Source organism: Aureibacillus halotolerans, from assembly GCF_004363045.1.
Classification (GTDB): Bacteria; Bacillota; Bacilli; order Bacillales; family DSM-28697; genus Aureibacillus; species Aureibacillus halotolerans.
Map to the genome: position 1 here is coordinate 50,978 of NZ_SNYJ01000006.1, position 18,795 is coordinate 69,772.

Sequence of the window (18,795 nt, forward strand, 5' to 3'; positions counted from 1 at the left end):
TGCTCATTGCCCTTATGGCAACTCCGCGCCTCCCAAGTCTTCGCGCCTCGAAAATCAAACGTTTTCATTCAGCCTGAAAACGTCGGATGAGAAACGCTCGTTTTCTTCGTTGCTTTGCCTTGTCCGGTGCTCATTGCCCTTATGGCAACTCCGCGCCTCCCAAGTCTTCGCGCCTCGAAAATCAAACGTTTTCATTCAGCCTGAAAACGTCGGATGAGAAACGCTCGCTTTCTTCGTTGCTTTGACTTGTCCGGTGCTCATTGCCCTTATGGCAACTCCGCGCCTCCCAAGTCTTCGCGCTGAGATAAGTCAAACGTTTTCATTCAGCCTAGTTTTTTCCATGCATATCATTTAGAATGTGTGTTTTTTAGCTAGGTCTCGTAGATGAATCCAAATTCAACCATTGAATTTCTTCCTCTGATAGCGACACTCCTGCCCCTTCGCCACACGATTTCATTTCTGCTTCATTTTGTGGTCCAATAATCGCCGCTGTTGGGAACTTCTGATTCAACACATAGGCGAGTGCAATTTGAATCGTGGAGAGCCCTTTATCCTTTGCTAAAGCTTCAGCACGGTCATAGCGTTCCCAGTTTTCGTCGTTATAAAATACTCTGACAAGGTCTTCGTTTTCAAAGTTATCTCGAGTGAAGCGACCTGTGAAGAACCCTCTAGCCTGTGAGGACCATGAGAAAATAGGTAGCTTGCTCTCGTTGTGCCAATTCAATATATCATTATCTACACTAAGGCAATCGGCCCAATAAGGTTCTTTTGCTTTCGCCAGGCTCAAGTTTGGACTGGAGAATGAAAAGCCTTGAAGACCATTCTTTTCAGCATATTGATTCGCTTCTTGAAGTCGTGCTGTCGTCCAATTGGATCCTCCAAACGATCCGATCCTTCCTGCTTCCACATGTTCATTTAACCATTCCAATATGGCACCAACTGGAACAGAAGTATCATCCCTATGAAGGGCATACAATTCAACAGACTCCGTACGTAAACGATCTAAGCTGATCTTTAGTTGCTCATCAATATCATGCTTCGTCACCGTAGAGCCTTGTTGATTTGGATGAGCGCCTTTTGTCCATAAATTGAAACGATCTCTCCATCCATTTTGCTCGACCGCGAGACCAATTGCTTTTTCGCTTTCCCCGCCAGCGTAAATAAAAGCTGTATCAATCGTATTTCCACCAATATCCAAATAACTTTGTAAAATGCCCTTTACTTCGTCTAAACGATCCGGATGAAAATAATCAGACCCCATAATAAGCTGTGTTACTGGATTTTTTACTTTGTTCAATTGTACCGTTCTCATTTTATCACCTCTGTATATTATCGTAAGCCTTTACATATTCCTCTGTCTTACAGTGCTGATCTGCAAATAAGGGTCGTACGATTACAAAATTCGACTCTTTTCGTTCTTTTCCTGCCATATAGAGAAACTTATTATAGACTTTATTAAATTAATTAGTTTAGTTCATTTAAAATCGTTGCCTGCAGAGCTTGTTGTAACTTGGATGTCAGTGACCCAGGGGCATCTGTCAATTTCTTCGCATTCAATGTTGTGATTGGACGAATCCGCTGTGTTGTTGAAGTGATAAATACTTCGTCTGCTTGCTCTAAAAATTGTATTGAAAATGGCTCCTCAACAACTTGATGTCCAGCCTCTTTCGCCAGTTTAATAACATACTGCCTTGTGATTCCGTTTAAAATGAGGTGGTTCGCTGGATGGGTATAAAGGATGCCATCGTTCACGACAAACACGTTGGTCGAGCTGCCCTCAGTGACAATCCCCTCACGATGCAAAATCGCCTCATCTGCCCCGCTTTCGGACGCCTCCTGTTTAGCAAGCACGCTGCCTAGCAAATTTAAGGACTTGATATCACACCGGAGCCACCGAATATCAGCTAAAGTGATCGCTTTTCCTTCCTGCAATGCATGTGCCGAGGAGGCATTAGACATCGTGTAAGCGTAGCAACAACCAACCGTGGTTGGCGATGGAAATGCATGATTTCGCGATGCTGTCCCTCGCGTCACCTGAATATATACCATGCCGTTCTCACAATGTGTTTTTTCCACGAGTTCGTTCATCGCTTTTTCGAAGGTTTGATACGTAAACCCATGCTGAATTCTCAATGCTGCACAGGAGTTCTCCAAACGATTGAAATGATCTCGAGTGAAAAGCAAACGTCCCGCTTTCACAGCCACAACTTCATAAATGCCATCACCAAATTGAAATCCACGTTCTTCGACATCAATTGTTGGTTGTTCAGTAAATGTCCCATTGACATAGATAAGTGAATTACGCATTGTCATCCCTCCTGAGGGGTTTCTTTCTACTTTATCATATAAACTCAGGCTGATGAGAAACGCTCGCTTTCTTTGTTGCTTTGCCTTGTCCGGTGCTCATTGCCTTTGTGGCAACTCCGCTCCTTTCAAAACTTTGTACTTCGAAACGTGACTCACTGATGGACGTTCATCAACCCATTAAACAGAGACTTGTTTGCCATGAAACTGTGGAAGCCATGCGCCATGGGCCTCGATTAAGTCATCACACAGTGAAACGATATCATCTAGCGAGAGCTCAGCAGATGTATGTGGATCAAGAAACGCTGCTTGATAAAGTGTATCCTTGCTGCCGCTGATGGCTGCCTCAATTGTGAGAAGCTGGGTGTTGATATTCGTACGATTTAGCGCTGCCAGCTGTTCTGGCAATTCACCAACATAGGTAGGCTGAACGCCGTTTTTATCGACGAGACATGGAACTTCAACGACGGCCTTTTCAGGAAGATTCGAAATTAACCCCCCTTGGTTTAATACGTTGCCACCAATTTTAAATGGCACATCGGTTTCCATCGCCTCCAAGATGTACGATGCATATTCGTGTGTGCGCTTGTGCTCCAGTGCTTTGTTATTGACCATTTCCTCACGCATTTTTTCCCAGCCGGCAATTTGATTTACGCAACGTCTTGGATACTCGTCAAGCGGAATGTTAAAGCGCTCGATAAGCTCAGGGTAATTGCTTTTAATGAAATACGGCAAGTATTCCGCATTATGCTCAGATGATTCGGTGACGTAAAACCCAAAGCGATGCATCATTTCATAACGAACCATGTCCCCATGCTTTTCAGACGCATTTTTTTCTATGGCACGACGTTTTATTTCTGGGTAAAGGTCCTCGCCATCCTTCGTTATGTCTAGCAGCCAAGCCATGTGATTTATCCCTGCAATTGAATGCTTAATGTTCTTATTTTCAATACCTAAATCACGTAGCAAGCCCGTTGCACAGCCTTGTACGGAGTGGCAAAGACCAACCGTTTTGATGCCACCATGACGAATCATGGCTCCGGTCAGAGCAGCCATTGGGTTTGTATAGTTTAAAAACCAAGCATCCGGACACACTTCCTGCATTTCTTGGGCAAAATCAAGCATAACAGGAATGGTTCTTAACGAGCGAAAGAGTCCCCCAATACCAAGAGTATCCGCGATGGTTTGTCGCAAGCCGTATTTTTTAGGCACTTCAAAATCTGTAATGGTACACGGATCGTACCCGCCTACTTGAATCGAATTAATGACATAGGATGCACCGCGCAATGCTTCTTTACGATCTGTATAGGCTTTGATCGTTACTTTTGTATTCTCTGTGGAAGCTGCTAAGTTAAGAAGCATTTGTTCAGAATCCTTAAGCCTTTCCAAGTCAATATCAAACAACGCAAATTCAGCTTCGGCCAGAGCAGGCGTTTGCATGCAGTCTCCTAACACATTTTTCGCAAAAACCGTACTTCCAGCGCCTAAATACGTAATTTTTGGCATTATTATGCCCTCCTTATTGTATCTTTTTGTGGTGCACACTCTTGTTCAAATGCGTTCATTATACTAAGCTTAGTAAAAAGATAGCGCTATCACAAGGGTAAATCTCAATACAGAGAGGGTAAAAAATTGCTTACTAATCACATCAATCGCACATTCGGTTTTCATTTCAAAGAAAAGCGTTCTAGCTCGTTTGCAAACATAACGTCTGTGGGATGGGAAAAACAGACGAGTCAAGCCTACTATCTTGATGGCATCCAACGGAAAGAGAGCAAGCGTGCGGCCTTTCAATATACGCTTTCTGGCCGCGGTGAGATGATTCATGAAGGAAAGAAATACACATTAAAGGCCGGGCAGGCATTTTACATTCATTTCCCAAGTGATCATACGTATTATCTTCCTGAAAATAGTGATTCATGGGAGTTTATCTATCTCACACTCCAAGGGGATGAGCTGCTTCATTATCATCAGGAGATCTTAAAATCATTTGGCCCTGTTCTAACATTGCACTCAGATTCTATGCCTATTCAAAAGCTGATATCCATCTGGAAGCTAGCTTCTGAGAACCTAATTCAAGATTCCTATTTTGCTTCTTCCCTTGCCTACCAGTTTGCGATGGAGCTCAATCGTTACGTCCACTCTCTTGGAAGTTCTTCATCTGATTGGCCAGCTGCCGTCGTAAAAGCCACAGTTCTCGTGCAAGAGCAATATGATAGAGACCTTTCGATTGATGACCTCGTACGAGTTTCACAGCTTTCTCGCTACCATTTCACACGTTTATTCAAGCGAACGATGCATATGACGCCAGTTCAATACATGACGAAGGTACGGATGGAAAGAGCAATGGTTTTATTATCATCAAGTACAGCCTCAATTAAAGAGATTGCCTCTCAATGTGGCTATAGTGAGCCTAATTATTTTCATAAAGTGTTTCGAAAGACGGTTGGGATGAGTGCTGGCGAATTTCGTAAGCAGGATCAATATCGACCTGTTGATGTGATGATTATGGATTAACGACGACACTGTTTTTAACACAAAATAACGCTGCATTATGATGTTCTCTCATGATTTTTTACCTACGACTAAAGGAGTCGATACTTTTTGACGATATAGATTGTAGGTATCTAATCTAAGGGAGTGGTAGCACGTGTTTAAACGTAAAAACAGCGGAAGTAGCCTACAATATGAAAGCCTTCTTCAAGAGCATCAACGCGTCTTAGCTGAACAGGAGAAACAAAAAAAACAATCAAACAAATTGTTAGATCAACTATACGTAGACATTACAGAAACCATTGAGCAACACCAGCAAACACATTCCCAACACGGTCAAGTCGACCAATTGATTTCGCAAATTAAATCACGATTTGAAAATGTGAAGGAAATAACGAGCCAGTCCAATGACAATACCAATCAAATGCTGACAAAAAGCAAGGCATTGCTTTCTTCAACCGAAAAAATGGATGAGATCTCAAAAGAGGGAAAAACCTCTGTATCCCAAGTGCAAACGTTAATGAATCAGCTTGTCGATCAGTCTAAGCAGACGTCGGAAAGCATGACGCAATTGGGCGTTCGTTCAAAAGAGATTGAAAACATTGTAAAAGTCATTCATGATATAGCCGAGCAAACCAACCTACTCGCACTGAACGCTTCCATCGAAGCAGCCCGTGCTGGGGAGCACGGTAGAGGCTTCGCGGTTGTTGCTGATGAGGTGCGTAAGCTGGCTGAAAGCACGTCTCATAGCACGAAAAACATTGACGAGCTTACAAAACGAATTCAACAAGAGATTGAAGATGCCTTAAATGATGCTGAAAACAACCTTGAAATCATTCAAAGTGGCATGAGCTTGTCTGAAGAAGTGACCAACATCATTGATCAGGTGCAGGCTTCAATCGATCGTACCAAGGGGGATGTATCTCAAGTTCTCGCATCAATCCAAGAACAGAAAGCTTTTAGTGAAGAAGTGCTTACCGAAATCAATTCGACCTCTGAAGTGTTTGACCATACAAACCACGCCATGATCGAAGTGCTCACCTCTTCTGATGAGCTCCAGCAAAAGCTGGCTGAGGAATTACTCGCAATTAAACCAGCAGCATCTCCGCAAAAGGAAGAGGAGAAAGTCGTTTCAATGAATGAGAAAACAAGTCAGGCTGAAGCAGCAGCTTCTAAAGAGTAGTCAATTACGACAAAAGCGCCTAGGAGCCGACTCCTAGGCGCTTTTTCTATCATCGCTGACGACGCTTTTTGGCATCCAATAAACGCTTCATTCGATCGTCTTTATCCGTTCGTTCTCCCGACTCTTCTACTGTCTTACCTCCTTTTGTTTTCGTAGATTTATTGTTTTTATTTTGTGCAACTTGCGCTGATTTTTCTCTTATGTTTGGTACCCTTCCCTTTTGAGGAGAACGAGATTCAGTATCCTTCTTCGTCGCAAAAGAAGCTTGCATTGTGCTTGCCAGTCTAACCGGAAACCCAAACCTCCTAAGAGCGATTTCCATAAAAAAGAGGAAAAAGACGAGCAATATGAGCCAACGCCCTACCTCTGTTGCCTGCTGAGGGGGATTTTCCATAGGAGCAAAGACGTCCTTCAAACTCTCAATGACTTGTCCACCACCTGCGTTTGCCACTCGTTGTGCCAGTTGTTTATTCTCAGTTCGTAAGTCAAATTCCTCGGAAAAAGGAACGGTAATGCCTTTTTGAAAAACCAGTTCTTTTCCTTCGGCTCCTTCTTCAAACAACTGTAGATAATACACACCTGCTTGCGATGGAAAACGGATTTCATAACTTCCAGGACCAGTCACTCTCGTTGTTGTTTCGACAATGTCACCTTCTTCAGACACGACCTGCGAAACAAGTGGTGTCGTCGTATTGCTTTCAGATGTGACAGTTACCTTCGCTTCATCAGCGATCCGATTGACCTGTGTATAATAAGGGTCTGTCGAGTTACTCCGAAAGGTTGACGTAATGATATCTCCCCAAAAAGGCTGCCAATTCGACCACGTCGGCCACCCTCCTGACCATTCTCCGCTAAGGTCGGATGTCCAAGCGACCGTTTCACCTAACCCATAGGACCATTGAGCAAGGATAGGATCCGCCTTTGCACTTTCTAGGATGACTGACGCTCTACCTTTCGCCGTTGTCGCAATGTAGGCATTCATTTGCGGAGCACCATTTGAAAACCAATTTGAATAGGCGCCAGTGGAGCGAAACGTGGGATAAAAGGGATCATCAACAATATAGGTTCTCGTCGTTAACGCCGTCTCTCTTGAAAGAATGGTTGGAATCGTACTGACATCAAGGACATTGTAAAAACGTCCCTCACCAATCTCAGCAAGCCCTTCTAGTAGTCTGCGATCAGCTGAGTCCCCAATCGCCACCGAAGAAAGCGTAATATTGTTGTCTAGCCCATCTGATAGAAGGCTGTTGTAGGCGGCGTTGGACGATGAATGCCCGTCAGTTAATAACACGATATGCTTGCGTTGCACGTCAAGCGCCCTAAGTCTGTCATACGCCATACGTAGCCCTGGCATAATGTCGGTTCCACCACCTGATGTTAGGGTACCAACTTGGTTAATGGCCTCCTCTTTATCCTCCAGCGTTTGCAGCGGTAACACTTCCCATGGTGCACTATCAAAGGCAATTAGCCCAACGGCATCCTTTTCTCTCACCATTTCAATCGATCTTGCAACAGCTTCCTTCGCAATTGAAAGCTTGTAGCCGCTCATACTTCCAGAACGGTCAAGAACGTAAACAATGCCGAGAGATGGTATTTCCTTCTCTCCTGAGAGGGACATCGATACAGGCAACACTTTTTCGATTGGTGTATTAAAGTACCCCCCTAGACCAAAACTTTGATCTCCTCCCGTCATGATAAACCCCATGCCAAACTCTTTGACCGCTGTCTCTACCATTTCCATTTGCTCCTGAGAGAGTGAGGAGCCTGGCACATTTGCCATTAGTAGAGCATCATAATCCAGGAGGCTTGTAAGCGTCATTGGAAATTGAGAACTTGCAATTACATCAACGCCCATATTTATTGGTTGTAAGGCACTGCTGACATTGACTGCGTTACCGGGTTCTCCTTCCACAATAAGAACTCTAGGTGGTCCTTCAACCGTCGACACACCATAAGCCACATTATTTTCTGCGACGTTGTCCTGAGGCAGCTGAATTTCTGCCTTGTACACATCGGTTCCTGCCGTTTCAGTGAGTGCTGAAAATTGAAAAGCATTTGCCCCTTCATCTAATGCGACCGTTTCATTTGCAATCACATTGTTGTTTTTTAGGATGCGTAATGAGGCTTCTCCAGAGATAGTACTATCGACAGTTACTTGTAGGTTTGCCAATTCTCCCTGATAGACAGTAGCAGGCGTTTCAAAGAGAGCGATTGAAGCATCTGGACCAGTCATCGGAGCATACGTCATGACGTCGATAGTAATGTTTTGCTGCTGAGCGATTGATGCGGCGTCTACAGCATCCCCAGCTGTTTCATTGCCATCTGTGAGCATGACGATCCTTCCTCCGCCTTGATTCGTTAGCAGCCCTGATGCTAGCTGGATCCCCTCACTAAGATTTGTCACATCTTGCTTCACTTGAGATAAGTCAGAGCCAAACGATAAATTGTTTTGCAGCGACCTTTCGACAACAGCTTCTTGCCCAAGAGACACAATCCCATATTGATCATTTTCATTTTTCACTTCCACAATCTCTGAAATGTCCTTGAGCATTTTATTTCCCTGATTTTCAACTGATGCAGATTGATCAATGACAAAGATGACATTCTCTTCATCCTTAGTCAGACGCTGCTCTGGCTGTGCAATGGCTGCGACTAAAAGAAGGACGATCATTGTTCGCAAACTAAAAATAGTCCAGCGATCGTAGCTTGGCAATGCCTTTAACGAACGTAGAAAAAACCAAAGCCATGCGATGCATGGAAGCAGCAATAGAAGGGCGAATGGATTAAGAAACGCGAATTCCACGACGGTACACCTCCCCCTCTATGATGACGATGACGAGAGCTATGACGATGAACCATACCCAAATATAATCATCAATCATCTCGGCAACTGCCATCGAAGGATCACTGCCTTCCCCTCGGTTAAATGAGGGAGCTATTTCAAGTTCGCTTTCTTCAACAGGCATCTGAACGGTAAAGTATATCGGTTGGCCTTGGGACTGAATATGATAAAGTCCTGGCAATACAGGTGTTGTTGTCTCAATTTCTCCGGTGACATTTTGGATAATATCATTGTCCTCATTGAACACATACGCTTCATTTTCTTCAAGAACAGGCAACTCAAGCAATTCTCCTGGGTAGAGATAGCCGAGATGTTCATTTTTTGAGGTGAGGTGCTGAAGCGCATTGTAAAAGAAAACAGGAAAGCTTGAGCGCAACGGCCAGTCACTGTCCTCAATCGCAAAATTGAGCAGCACAACTGGATCGCCATTGTAATGACCTGATTGAATTAAAGGAACATCGCCGCTTGATACGACTGGTTCAAGTGATGTCGTTGTAGGGTTTGCTTTCGAAATAAACAGGTCGTTCAGGTCCACATAGGTCATTAATTCATCTGATGCGTTCTGTTGGATGTCAACTGCGATCACGACAGCCTCCTCCACTTGGAAAGGCCCGCCTTTCGTTGGTGAGAGAATGAGTTTCGGTCCTGTCGGCCAGTCATCAGGTGGCAGATTTGCCACGACTGTCAACCCAGCGGTTCTATCAGGATCCAATTGTGCGACTGATTTAGCAAAAACGACTTCATGCCCTAATTGCTGATAGACCTTCGCTACAAAAGGATTAACTTCACCAACTGCATAAATAGGAGCGGACACCGACTCACTGGAAAAAGCATACCGCGTATTATCAGCAGACACTGCATCATTTTGTGATGAGACGACAGCCTTGTAAACATTTGCAGATGGAACATTGTCTATCTCTATGTACAGCGGGTCCACTCCTGAGAACGAATGTGTCTTTTCATATATAAGGTCATTGCCTGCCCACACCTGCAACTCTATGTTCGATTCTCCTTGTATGGATTGCTTCACTTCAACAAGACCTGTTGCCCTGTCATTGTCCGTTGTTGCGCGAACACCGAAAGATGAAACGTACACATTTTCCACAGTCGTTCGCTCAATATTATGAACGGCAATTGGAACCTCCCAGCCGTCCCCTAGCGTCTCTTCTGTCAACGCATCACTATACACATGGACTGTGGAGGACGAGGTTGACGCTAGCGCACTCGCTAATTGAAGGGCGCTATCAACGGATGGACGAGAATAATCGATGCGTAGGTTGTTCACAGTTGATTCAATTTTTCGAGTATTGGTTTCATCCTGAAGGACAATGGTTGGTTTTTGTCCCATTGTGATCACCGTTACACCTTGGTCATGGCGGCGTTTTTCGACAAACTTTAAAAGCGCTTCCTGTGACTGCGCAAAAGCTGTTTTGTCATTCACTTCTGCCGACATCGATGCCGAGGTATCCAGCACAACAATGGCTTGCTCCCCTGCAATGCCTTGTTGTTTAATGAATGGATCTGCCATTGCGAGCATTAGGAGGGCAAGAATGAGGAGCTGAAGAAGCAAAAGCAACTGCCGTTGTAGCTTTTTATGCCATTTAGTTGCTTGGTACTCTTGCATAACTTGTTCCCAAAGAAGGTTGCTTGACGTCACATAGGGTTCAAACTGTTTGCGAAACAAATAGAAGAGCACGACAATCACAAGACAAATGCTTAAGGCAAAAAACCATGGTGTTGTAAAACGCATATTAATTCCTCATTTCACCCAGCCTTTTTTCGTCATTTCCTTCAATACAATGTCCTCTGAGGACTGTGCCGCACTAACTTGAATTAGTTCCATCCCTAAACGTAAGCAATAGCTGTTTAAGCTCTCCGTATGGTCGGCCAACCGTTCCTTATAGGCCTTCAAAATCCCAGACCTAGCGCTCACATTCAATCCTTTGCCAGACTCTGTATCGATAAGCTGAAGATCTCCTAAAAAGCTTGGCTGTAGCTCCTCCTCGGACAACATCTGTACGAGACGGACGCTTGACCTCCGGCGTAGCATTTTCAATGCAGGCTGCAGAACATCTAACGGTTCAAGAAAATCACTGATCACAATGCAAAGTCCTGCCGTTGGTTTCATGTGCATAAGCTGGTCTGCAAACGTTCCCTCAAACGACTGAATTCTTTGCACATACTGAAACAGCTGCTGTACATGGCTCGTCCCTTTTTTGGAACGAAAAGGACTCATGGAATTCGGGAGTGGCGATACACTTAGCCGGTCTTCCGCCGCAAGGCTCATAAACCCTAATGCTGCCGTAATTTCTTTCATTCGGTGCCACTTCTGTTGATCAAAAGCCATCGATTGACTGCAATCTAAAATCAAGTGAACAGATAGCTCCTGCTCATCAAGAAATCGTTTAATATAATATTTCTGCGTGCGCGCATACACATTCCAATCCATTTGCCTAACATCATCCCCTGGATGATAAGCTCGATAATCTGAAAAATCCAAGGAGTGCCCAAAGGTTCTGGCTCGACGCTGCCCTTTATGCAGACCGGAGCTTGTGAGACGTGCCTGAAGCATACGTCTCCTCAACTGTGAACGGAAGGATGACGAAATGGCCACCTGCTCGTTCGTCATCGGACTCGTCCTTTTTCTGCAACAGCATCAATGACCTCATCAAGAAGATGATCAATCGACATTCCGCTTGCTTCCCCTTCAAAGTTTAAAAAGAGCCGATGGCGTAGTACTGGCTTGATCACTGCAATGATGTCATTTTTAGATACATGGTAGCGACCTTCCATAAACGCTCTTGCTTTTGCCAGTCGAAGCATGCCTTGCAATCCTCGTGGACCGGCGCCAAAGCGAACGTACTGTCGAATGAGCGGCGGCGCTTTTTCCTCATCGTGATGTGTACAGAGGATACATTGCACGGCGAAATCCAGGACGTCGTCAGAGACGAGAACTTTTTTCACCATTTGTTGAATCTCCAAAAGTTGCTCAGCTTCCATTAATGGCGTGAAGGGTTCGTGCTCCTGCAATACCGTACGCTTCACGATCTCCTTCAGATCTTCTTTGCTTGGATAAGGCATGAGCACTTTACACAAAAATCGGTCGACCTGAGCTTCCGGCAATGGATAAGTGCCCTCCAGGTCAATTGGGTTTTGCGTCGCGAGCACAAAAAACGGCGCTGGGAGCGTATTTGTTTCGCCCATCACGGTGACCGTTTTTTCTGCCATTGCTTCAAGCAAAGCACTTTGTGTTTTTGGGGTCGCGCGATTGATTTCATCAGCGAGAACAATATTAGAGAAAATAGGACCATGATGAAAGGAAAATGATTGTTTCCCTTCTGCTGACTGCTGCACCATTGTCGTTCCCGTAATATCCGAAGGCATGAGGTCTGGGGTAAATTGGATCCTTGAAAAACGGAGACGCATAATGTCTGCTACGGTTCGCACGAGCATTGTTTTCCCCATACCTGGAAGACCTTCTAATAGCACATGTCCTTCAGCAAGAATCGACCAAAACAACTGATCGATGGCAGCGTCTTGGCCGACGATAAACGATTGCACAGCACGCTTGCTTGCTTCAGCCTCTTCTCTTGCTGCTTGAAAAGCCTGTGACTGTTCCTCTAATGCCATGTCAATTTCCTCCTTCTGGCTGAATGTCTAAGAAATAATTTTTCACAGCCGTCTCGAGCTTTGGTGGAAGCTGCTGACGGTCAACACTTTCGATATAATGCTGTTCATACGCCCCATAGGCTTCTTCGTACGATTGAACGTGACCTCGCTGGCTAGGCGCATCAGCTACTGTTTCCTTTTCAGAAGCCCCGTCTCCAAGGCGTCCCGAATCTGTGTACGTCGTTTCTTCACCAGATATTCTTTCTGGGAATGTTAAACGGTCGCGATCTCCAATGCCCGTGCCTCCATAAAGACCACCATTGCCGCTCGTTTCTGAACGTCCGCCTCCATTAGAGCCGCTCCCGCCGTTACCGTTGCCATTCCCACTACCATTGCCTTCACCATTGGCAGCGCCCGTTTGCCCTTGGTTAGAAGATGCCCCCTGGCCTTGTGCAGTGCTTTCTGACGTACCATCTGACTGTGAGGAGGAGCTATTGTCCCCCCCTGATGCAGAGGAATCTCCTGTTGACTGTCCGTTCGAAGAGTCCCCCTGTGCGGCATTGCCTGACAATGTGCCAGCGGATGGTGAAGATGGCAGGCCTGCTTGAGCCATCGCGGCAGATAGTGAGGAAGCCGCTTGTTGAAGCTGTTGCTGCAACTGCGCTGACTGTTGTGCGAGCTGTCCTGCTTGCAGGGCTTCCATAAGCTGTTTTTCCAAGGCAGATAACATTTCCTCTTTGTTTTCTTGAGGCCCTTGCGCCATATTGGCAAGCATTTGCTTCTGCTCTTGCGTTAATGATTCGAATTGCTGCTGGAGCTCTTTCATTGCCTGTTCAACCCGCTGTTTATCTTGTTCAGATAACGCCTCCGCGAGAGACTTTAAACCCGCTTCTTCAAGCTTGTCCTGCATCTCTTTCAGTTCTTGTTGTTCAGGCTGTTTGTCTGCTTGAATAGACGCCATTTCTGCTGCAGATTCTTCAAGCTGCTTTTGAAGCTCCTGAGCCGTTTTGGCTTCCTTCATTGCTTCTTTTAATTGCTGTAGCTTTTCCATCAATTCATCTTGTTTTTCTTCTTCTAATAGCTGATCGACAAGCGCTTTCGGCTCTGACATCAGTGTTTGATGTGTTGATGCCTGTGCTGCCGTTTTCATCATTTGACTCGGATAAAATAACGACGCCCCGACAACCATTGCACAGACGGCAACTAAGGCAAGCGGTCGCCAGTGCCATATCGGCTTTACAATCGCAAATACGTGTGATTTTGTGTCTTGCATTCGCCTGACCGCATCTCTTCGCTGAAGAATCGCTATAAATTCATCGTCTTCCGCAAACTGCATGGCGGTGACAACAGCATCGTCGGCCGATTCGCGATCGTACATCTGTGCGGCTGAAAGCCTCGTTGGCCTTGTTTTCCACCACAAAACAGCGATGCCTATTGAGCCGAGACCACTTCCAATGCCCCACAACAGGAGCATTGAAGGTAGTTCTATATATCGTGCAACAAGTGTAATTAGACAAATCATACACGCACAGATCGCGAGCAGCCATTGGAAAAAACGAGCATTATGACGCATCCATAGCCTTTTTTTCATTTGCTCTAACAGTCTTTCATAGGCAATGTTTTCGTCCATAAGAATCCTTTCCCTTCATTCACTATTTCTTCATTCGGCTTCGTGGGCGTAGACGCGCCGTTGCCACAAACAGGCTGCCAATGATAAGCAGTCCGTAAAAGCTAAAAAGTATTGCCCATGGCTGCCATGTCGGTAGCACCCGTCCAGTTTGTCCGACCATTTCAGTGATCATATGAACCCCGAACGTTTCAAACAGCATAAGCGGGATACTAATGGATGAAATGAATAATGGAAAAACGGAGAGGTTTTGCGCACTTCCGCTTGGCATGCTCACTCCCATAAAATAGATAAAGAGCGTAATCACAGGACCGAGGGCAAGGAAAAAGCTGATCGCATAAGTCGTAATCGTCGCCACAATCGTTTTCCGAATGAGCGTTGATGCCATAATTCCTACTGCCCCAATCGAAACCATAGTTAGAACGAACATACCAAAGGTAATCCATAATAAATTTGGCGAAATGCCTCCATACAAAAAGAGGATGGTGTACAGCGGCATCGTCGATACAATAAGAACGGTCATAAAGGCAAGGGACGAAAATAACTTCCCAATAATGATAGAAAACGACGACTGATTCGTGGTTAATAGAATGTTGAGTGTTTGCCGCTCTCTTTCTCCACTAATCGCACTTGAGGTAAGGCCCGGCACAACAAAAATAATCAGTGCCAGCTGTAACATCGTGAGAAAGAGGAACAACCATCGGCTTTCCTCCGGCTGATATGTGGCGACTCCATACTGATTCATAAACATATACAGAACTGGCAAGAGGATTCCTGCCATAACAGTGACGTATACCGCAATGCCAAAAAAACTTTTTTTCGTGCGAAACCTCAACTTAAACTCTTTTTGCAACACAGGGTTTCGTAAAAGCCAGTTGGTCATGTTAGTTCAACCTCCTTTGTTAGCTCCATAAACACATCCTCCAAATTGGTTTCGCTCGGTCGGAAGCTCAGCACCGCAATGCCATGCCCAATCGCCTCGCTCAGTAGTGCAGCCTGCTCCTGATCAGCTCCCTTAAACCCAAAAGACAATACGTCATTTTGTACTTCGACGAGTGTCGTTTTCGCATGCTGTTCAAAAAAGGCAATTGCCGTTTCAATATCCCCATGGACCGTCACTGATATTTGCCGGTCGGCCTGAAGCGTTTGACGAATTGCTGCAACGGAGCCTTCTGCTTTTAATACCCCTTGGTCGATAATTCCAATAACATCGCACATTTCAGACAGTTCAGGCAAGATATGCGAGGAAATTAAAATGGTTTTATCCATATGTTTAAGCTCTTTTAGGATTTCACGCATTTCAACACGAGCTCGTGGATCTAGTCCTGAGGCAGGCTCGTCAAGAATTAACACCTCTGGATCGTGGATGAGCGCACGTGCCAAACATAACCGCTGTTTCATCCCTCTAGAAAGCGAGTCTACATAACTGTCTTTCTTATTTGCTAGATTAACAAGCTCAAGCATTTGAGGTATGGTTTTCTTGCGCTCAGTTAATGACAAGTTATAAGCTGCACCATAAAAGTCGAGATATTCTTCTGTCTTCAGATTATCATATACACCGAAAAAATCAGGCATATAACCAATCATCTGACGTACTTTCTTCTGTTCTGTAACGACATTAAAGCCGCCTACTCTAGCCTCTCCACTTGTAGGAGTGAGGAGCGTAGACAAAATCGAGAACGTTGTTGATTTTCCTGCCCCGTTTTGACCAACAAATCCAAAAACAGTGCCCTTTTGCACTTCTAAATTCAGTTCCTTAAGCGCCGTAAATGTACCATATGTTTTTGTGAGGTTCACTGTTTTAATCATTTTTGCCTTCTCCAATCAATTCGACCTGTGGCAACCCTGCCGAAATTTCTTCTGTTGTCACGAGTTTTAATTCAATCGACCCCTCATCCGAGAGGTAGTCGCCTGCGGGCAATTCTGCGAATGTCCCTAAGTCTTCCCATGTCTCTGTAGTGCGGTTGTAAATCGAAAACGTGCTCCCATACATAGACGTGTCTGGTTCTATAGTGAGCTCTTGCCATGTCACTCTATCTAAAGGTTCGTTTGGTGGCAGCTGGTAGGTAAATTGAAAGGTTCCTGCACTAACATATAGCTCTTCCCGCACGCCAACCGAATACGATTCAATATAGTGTACTTCGCTTGCTTCATCTAGCGGATCAACAGACAGAGTTAGATTGGTATTATTTAATTTTACTTCTCCCTGAAGGGTTTCCTCGACATTTATTGGTTGAAATACGAGGTGCATCGCAGTGACATCAAGATGTTCGCCTTCGCTATAAAGACGATCCTGAGAAATTCCTACAAGCACAGGCATTGGTTCATGTGTTTTTTTTGTACGGTTATTCACCATATTTTGTTTTGCATTCATCATCGCTTCAACTTGACTTTGCTTGATTTGCTCAGAGGCATCGATCAGTGATGTGAGTCCTTGAAATGCATTCATTGTTGGTGCACCCATTAATATGGTGTCAACACTTGCATCCAGTTGTAGCGTATCACCTGCACCAACAGCGCCTAATGGAACGGTTTGATTGCCGGTAAGAAGATACATCTGTGTGAACGTCAAATTGGTTTCGTTTACTAGTTCACCAAATAGCTGGCTCCCCTCGCGCTTTAGATCTCCCTTCAACGATCCCTCTGTTGAGAGCGAGACATCTCCATTAACACCATAGATCGACCAAAAACCTGTATCTTTATATAAAATGCTTGTTGACTCTTGTCCATACTGCACTGCCCCATGTGCGCCTTCAAATTGACCGATGGCATTTGTAGACACATTCTGTAATTGCTGATTTACCTTATAGGCTTTATCGCCACCGTTGCTTGTTAAGTAGGCTATACTTCCATAGCCCGTAGCTGTTCCATGAGGATGTAAATCGATGATTGACGCTTCATTTACTTCTGTTCCCGCCAAACGATCCTTGGCGCCGATAACAAACGTCATTAAACAAATGACTAATGAAACGACCGGAACAATCCACCACATATGCTCTCGTTTGTCCAATCGTTTTAAAAGGAAGTAGCTTAGCGGGAAAACCGCGATAACGAAAAGGGCAACCACAAGGGAAATACCCCAAACAGGAAGCGTTTGAGCAGGGAACAATGATGCAGCACGCTGTACATTTCCTAAATAGTACCTGTCATCGTTCATGGCTACCGCATGTGGAGACATTAGATCGTTCCAAAAGGTTGCGCCTACCTCTTCCCAAGCTGAAAAATCAACTGCAGCTGGAGAAAAAAACAGTTGAACAACGGCTCCACTGCCGACGTCTCTGCTTGCAGCCAAAGGTGTCTCCGGTGTGCCTAACGAACTTACGTAAGAAGCCTCTGGATGGAGGTCACCTTGAATCATTTCAACGCCTGGAAAAATCGCCGGATTGGCAGGTAAGGCTGCTCCCGATTGCAGAGGCAAAAATGCTGACATTCCCCCCAGCTTTGTCGCAGCAGCAGGATCCCCTCCTGCCACAAATACCCCACCTTGCCTAACCCAGGCGATAATGGCTTGTTGCTGCTCTTCCGAGAGTGTTTGAATTGACACCTGATCAACAAAAATCATATTCAACATGTCTAGCCCTAAAGAAGATTCAGGAAAATCCTCTTCGGTCATTGTAAGCAACTGAAGCATGGATTGACTTGAAGCTGAATATTGCTTCAGACTGGGGTACGCATCAGGATCAGTGGAATAGATCCCTACGTATACATCATCCATCGTACCTTGCACATTGGTAAGCATTAAGTCACCTGAAAGTGGGGTTTCTGTTCCATTCCTCCACCCATTTTCATAAAATTGAACCTGCTGAAGCACCGTTCCATTATTCGACGAATACTGATATGAAAGGTCATCGTTCGGTAAGGAAAGGTTCACCGTTTTTGTTGTTTCTGCTGGCAAATCAACCGCTTTAATAACAGATTGATTTGCGACACCCCGGGGATGCAACAAAATCGCAAGGTCTCCTGAAATGTTACGCCCACTTGTGTTCTCAAGCGTCACTTTTATCGGAAAGCCGTGCTCAGGTCTGACCAAGCCGTCAATGCCTTCTTCAAGCGTGACATTAATATCTGCTTCCTGAGCGTTTGCTTGCCCAGTCGAAAGGGCCAACACAAAAATGATGCTAAGCCACTGAACCATTCTACTCCATCGTTTGTACATTAAATTCTCTCCTACTGTTCATTCACATTTTTACATGAGATGCTTTCATAAAATCATATTCTCCAAGCATAACCGTTTAGGCTTCTACTATTTCACTCACACATAGATGGACGATATTTCATTTCTTATAGTTACATTTTTACCTTTTTTTTCTGAAACAATTTTCCAAGCTGTTAGCGGCAAAGAAATCACGACGAGGTCCTCTCGAGTAGATGATGTACTTGTGCCCTTATGGGTGTAAAGAAAACACGATGAGCTCCTTTCGAGAGATGCTGCAATCACGACCGCTTCGTCAAAATACTTCGCGTTCCGCGGGCACGACTTCAGCTTCCTTGGAATCTTGCTTTCCGAGGGGATCTTCAGCTCGCGCTGTTCCCACAGGGTCTACGTATTTTGACTACGCTGATGGTTGTTTCTGCATAAATTGGTTTTATTTTGTCTCGGTCTCGTATAACGAAGAAAATCCAAAAGCGAGATGAGCCGTGTTGTTTTAGCAACCACATAAAAAAGCCTCCAATACATTTATGGTAAAGGAGACTAATTGAAAACACAACATAGAAATTTCCAATTTATTAGACTAG

13 protein-coding genes are annotated in these 18,795 nt (G+C 44.9%); 2 read left to right on the forward strand and 11 right to left on the reverse strand.

Annotated features, from left to right (window positions below; genetic code table 11):
- Window positions 1–367: 367 nt before the first annotated feature.
- The 3 genes from EV213_RS08805 to melA all read right to left on the reverse strand — a co-directional run bounded on the left by EV213_RS08805 (window position 368) and on the right by melA (window position 3,810).
- Window positions 368–1,312 carry an aldo/keto reductase gene (locus EV213_RS08805; protein WP_133580158.1) on the reverse strand — a complete coding sequence of 315 codons (945 nt, stop codon included), beginning with the start codon at window positions 1,310–1,312 and terminating at the stop codon, window positions 368–370.
- 152 nt (window positions 1,313–1,464) lie between these two features.
- Window positions 1,465–2,307: a D-amino-acid transaminase gene (gene dat, locus EV213_RS08810; protein ID WP_133580159.1), complete on the reverse strand. Its 843-nt coding sequence runs from the start codon at window positions 2,305–2,307 to the stop codon at window positions 1,465–1,467.
- A gap of 177 nt (window positions 2,308–2,484) precedes the next feature.
- Complete coding sequence (gene melA, locus EV213_RS08815) at window positions 2,485–3,810, reverse strand: alpha-glucosidase/alpha-galactosidase (RefSeq protein ID WP_133580160.1); 1,326 nt, start codon at window positions 3,808–3,810, stop codon at window positions 2,485–2,487.
- Window positions 3,811–3,936: 126 nt separating this feature from the next.
- Between melA and EV213_RS08820 the strand changes: the two genes are divergently transcribed.
- Together EV213_RS08820 and EV213_RS08825 are read left to right on the forward strand one after the other, a co-directional pair.
- Window positions 3,937–4,821: a helix-turn-helix transcriptional regulator gene (locus EV213_RS08820; RefSeq protein ID WP_133580161.1), complete on the forward strand. Its 885-nt coding sequence runs from the start codon at window positions 3,937–3,939 to the stop codon at window positions 4,819–4,821.
- Between the two features lie 133 nt (window positions 4,822–4,954).
- Entirely contained in the window at window positions 4,955–5,980 is a 1,026-nt protein-coding gene (locus EV213_RS08825) for a methyl-accepting chemotaxis protein (protein ID WP_133580162.1), read from the forward strand.
- 49 nt (window positions 5,981–6,029) lie between these two features.
- Here the strand turns inward: EV213_RS08825 and EV213_RS08830 are convergent, their stop codons facing one another.
- Genes EV213_RS08830 through EV213_RS08865 form a run of 8 tightly spaced genes read right to left on the reverse strand, consistent with a single transcriptional unit; the run spans window position 6,030 to window position 18,214 of the window.
- Window positions 6,030–8,783, reverse strand: a complete 2,754-nt coding sequence (locus EV213_RS08830; RefSeq protein ID WP_133580163.1) for a VWA domain-containing protein — start codon at window positions 8,781–8,783, stop codon at window positions 6,030–6,032.
- Entirely contained in the window at window positions 8,764–10,572 is a 1,809-nt protein-coding gene (locus EV213_RS08835; RefSeq protein ID WP_133580164.1) for a vWA domain-containing protein, read from the reverse strand. The genes EV213_RS08830 and EV213_RS08835 overlap by 20 nt, the downstream gene beginning before the upstream one ends.
- Window positions 10,573–10,581: 9 nt before the next feature.
- A complete protein-coding gene (locus EV213_RS08840; protein WP_133580165.1) occupies window positions 10,582–11,451 on the reverse strand; it encodes a DUF58 domain-containing protein in 870 nt (289 codons plus the stop codon).
- The gene (locus EV213_RS08845) at window positions 11,448–12,452 is read right to left on the reverse strand and encodes an AAA family ATPase (RefSeq protein ID WP_133580166.1); all 1,005 of its coding nucleotides are present in this window, start codon (window positions 12,450–12,452) and stop codon (window positions 11,448–11,450) included. Before EV213_RS08845 ends, EV213_RS08840 begins: the two co-directional genes overlap by 4 nt.
- Before the next feature lies 1 nt (window position 12,453).
- Window positions 12,454–14,061, reverse strand: coding sequence for a hypothetical protein (locus tag EV213_RS08850; RefSeq protein WP_133580167.1), 1,608 nt, complete (start codon window positions 14,059–14,061; stop codon window positions 12,454–12,456).
- A gap of 22 nt (window positions 14,062–14,083) precedes the next feature.
- Window positions 14,084–14,941: an ABC transporter permease gene (locus EV213_RS08855; RefSeq protein ID WP_133580168.1), complete on the reverse strand. Its 858-nt coding sequence runs from the start codon at window positions 14,939–14,941 to the stop codon at window positions 14,084–14,086.
- Window positions 14,938–15,867 (reverse strand): ABC transporter ATP-binding protein, encoded by a 930-nt coding sequence (locus EV213_RS08860; RefSeq protein ID WP_133580169.1) that lies wholly within the window; start codon window positions 15,865–15,867, stop codon window positions 14,938–14,940. Before EV213_RS08860 ends, EV213_RS08855 begins: the two co-directional genes overlap by 4 nt.
- Window positions 15,860–18,214, reverse strand: coding sequence for a hypothetical protein (locus EV213_RS08865; RefSeq protein WP_133580170.1), 2,355 nt, complete (start codon window positions 18,212–18,214; stop codon window positions 15,860–15,862). Before EV213_RS08865 ends, EV213_RS08860 begins: the two co-directional genes overlap by 8 nt.
- Window positions 18,215–18,795 lie beyond the last annotated feature (581 nt).

Coding starts and splice junctions, on each gene's coding strand:
- dat (WP_133580159.1), bottom strand. CDS start 2,307: ATGCGTAATTCACTTATCTATGTCAATGGGACATTTACTGAACAACCA.
- EV213_RS08865 (WP_133580170.1), bottom strand. CDS start 18,214: ATGTACAAACGATGGAGTAGAATGGTTCAGTGGCTTAGCATCATTTTT.
- EV213_RS08860 (WP_133580169.1), bottom strand. CDS start 15,867: ATGATTAAAACAGTGAACCTCACAAAAACATATGGTACATTTACGGCG.
- EV213_RS08855 (WP_133580168.1), bottom strand. CDS start 14,941: ATGACCAACTGGCTTTTACGAAACCCTGTGTTGCAAAAAGAGTTTAAG.
- EV213_RS08840 (WP_133580165.1), bottom strand. CDS start 11,451: ATGACGAACGAGCAGGTGGCCATTTCGTCATCCTTCCGTTCACAGTTG.
- EV213_RS08805 (WP_133580158.1), bottom strand. CDS start 1,312: ATGAGAACGGTACAATTGAACAAAGTAAAAAATCCAGTAACACAGCTT.
- EV213_RS08845 (WP_133580166.1), bottom strand. CDS start 12,452: ATGGCATTAGAGGAACAGTCACAGGCTTTTCAAGCAGCAAGAGAAGAG.
- melA (WP_133580160.1), bottom strand. CDS start 3,810: ATGCCAAAAATTACGTATTTAGGCGCTGGAAGTACGGTTTTTGCGAAA.
- EV213_RS08850 (WP_133580167.1), bottom strand. CDS start 14,061: ATGGACGAAAACATTGCCTATGAAAGACTGTTAGAGCAAATGAAAAAA.
- EV213_RS08835 (WP_133580164.1), bottom strand. CDS start 10,572: ATGCGTTTTACAACACCATGGTTTTTTGCCTTAAGCATTTGTCTTGTG.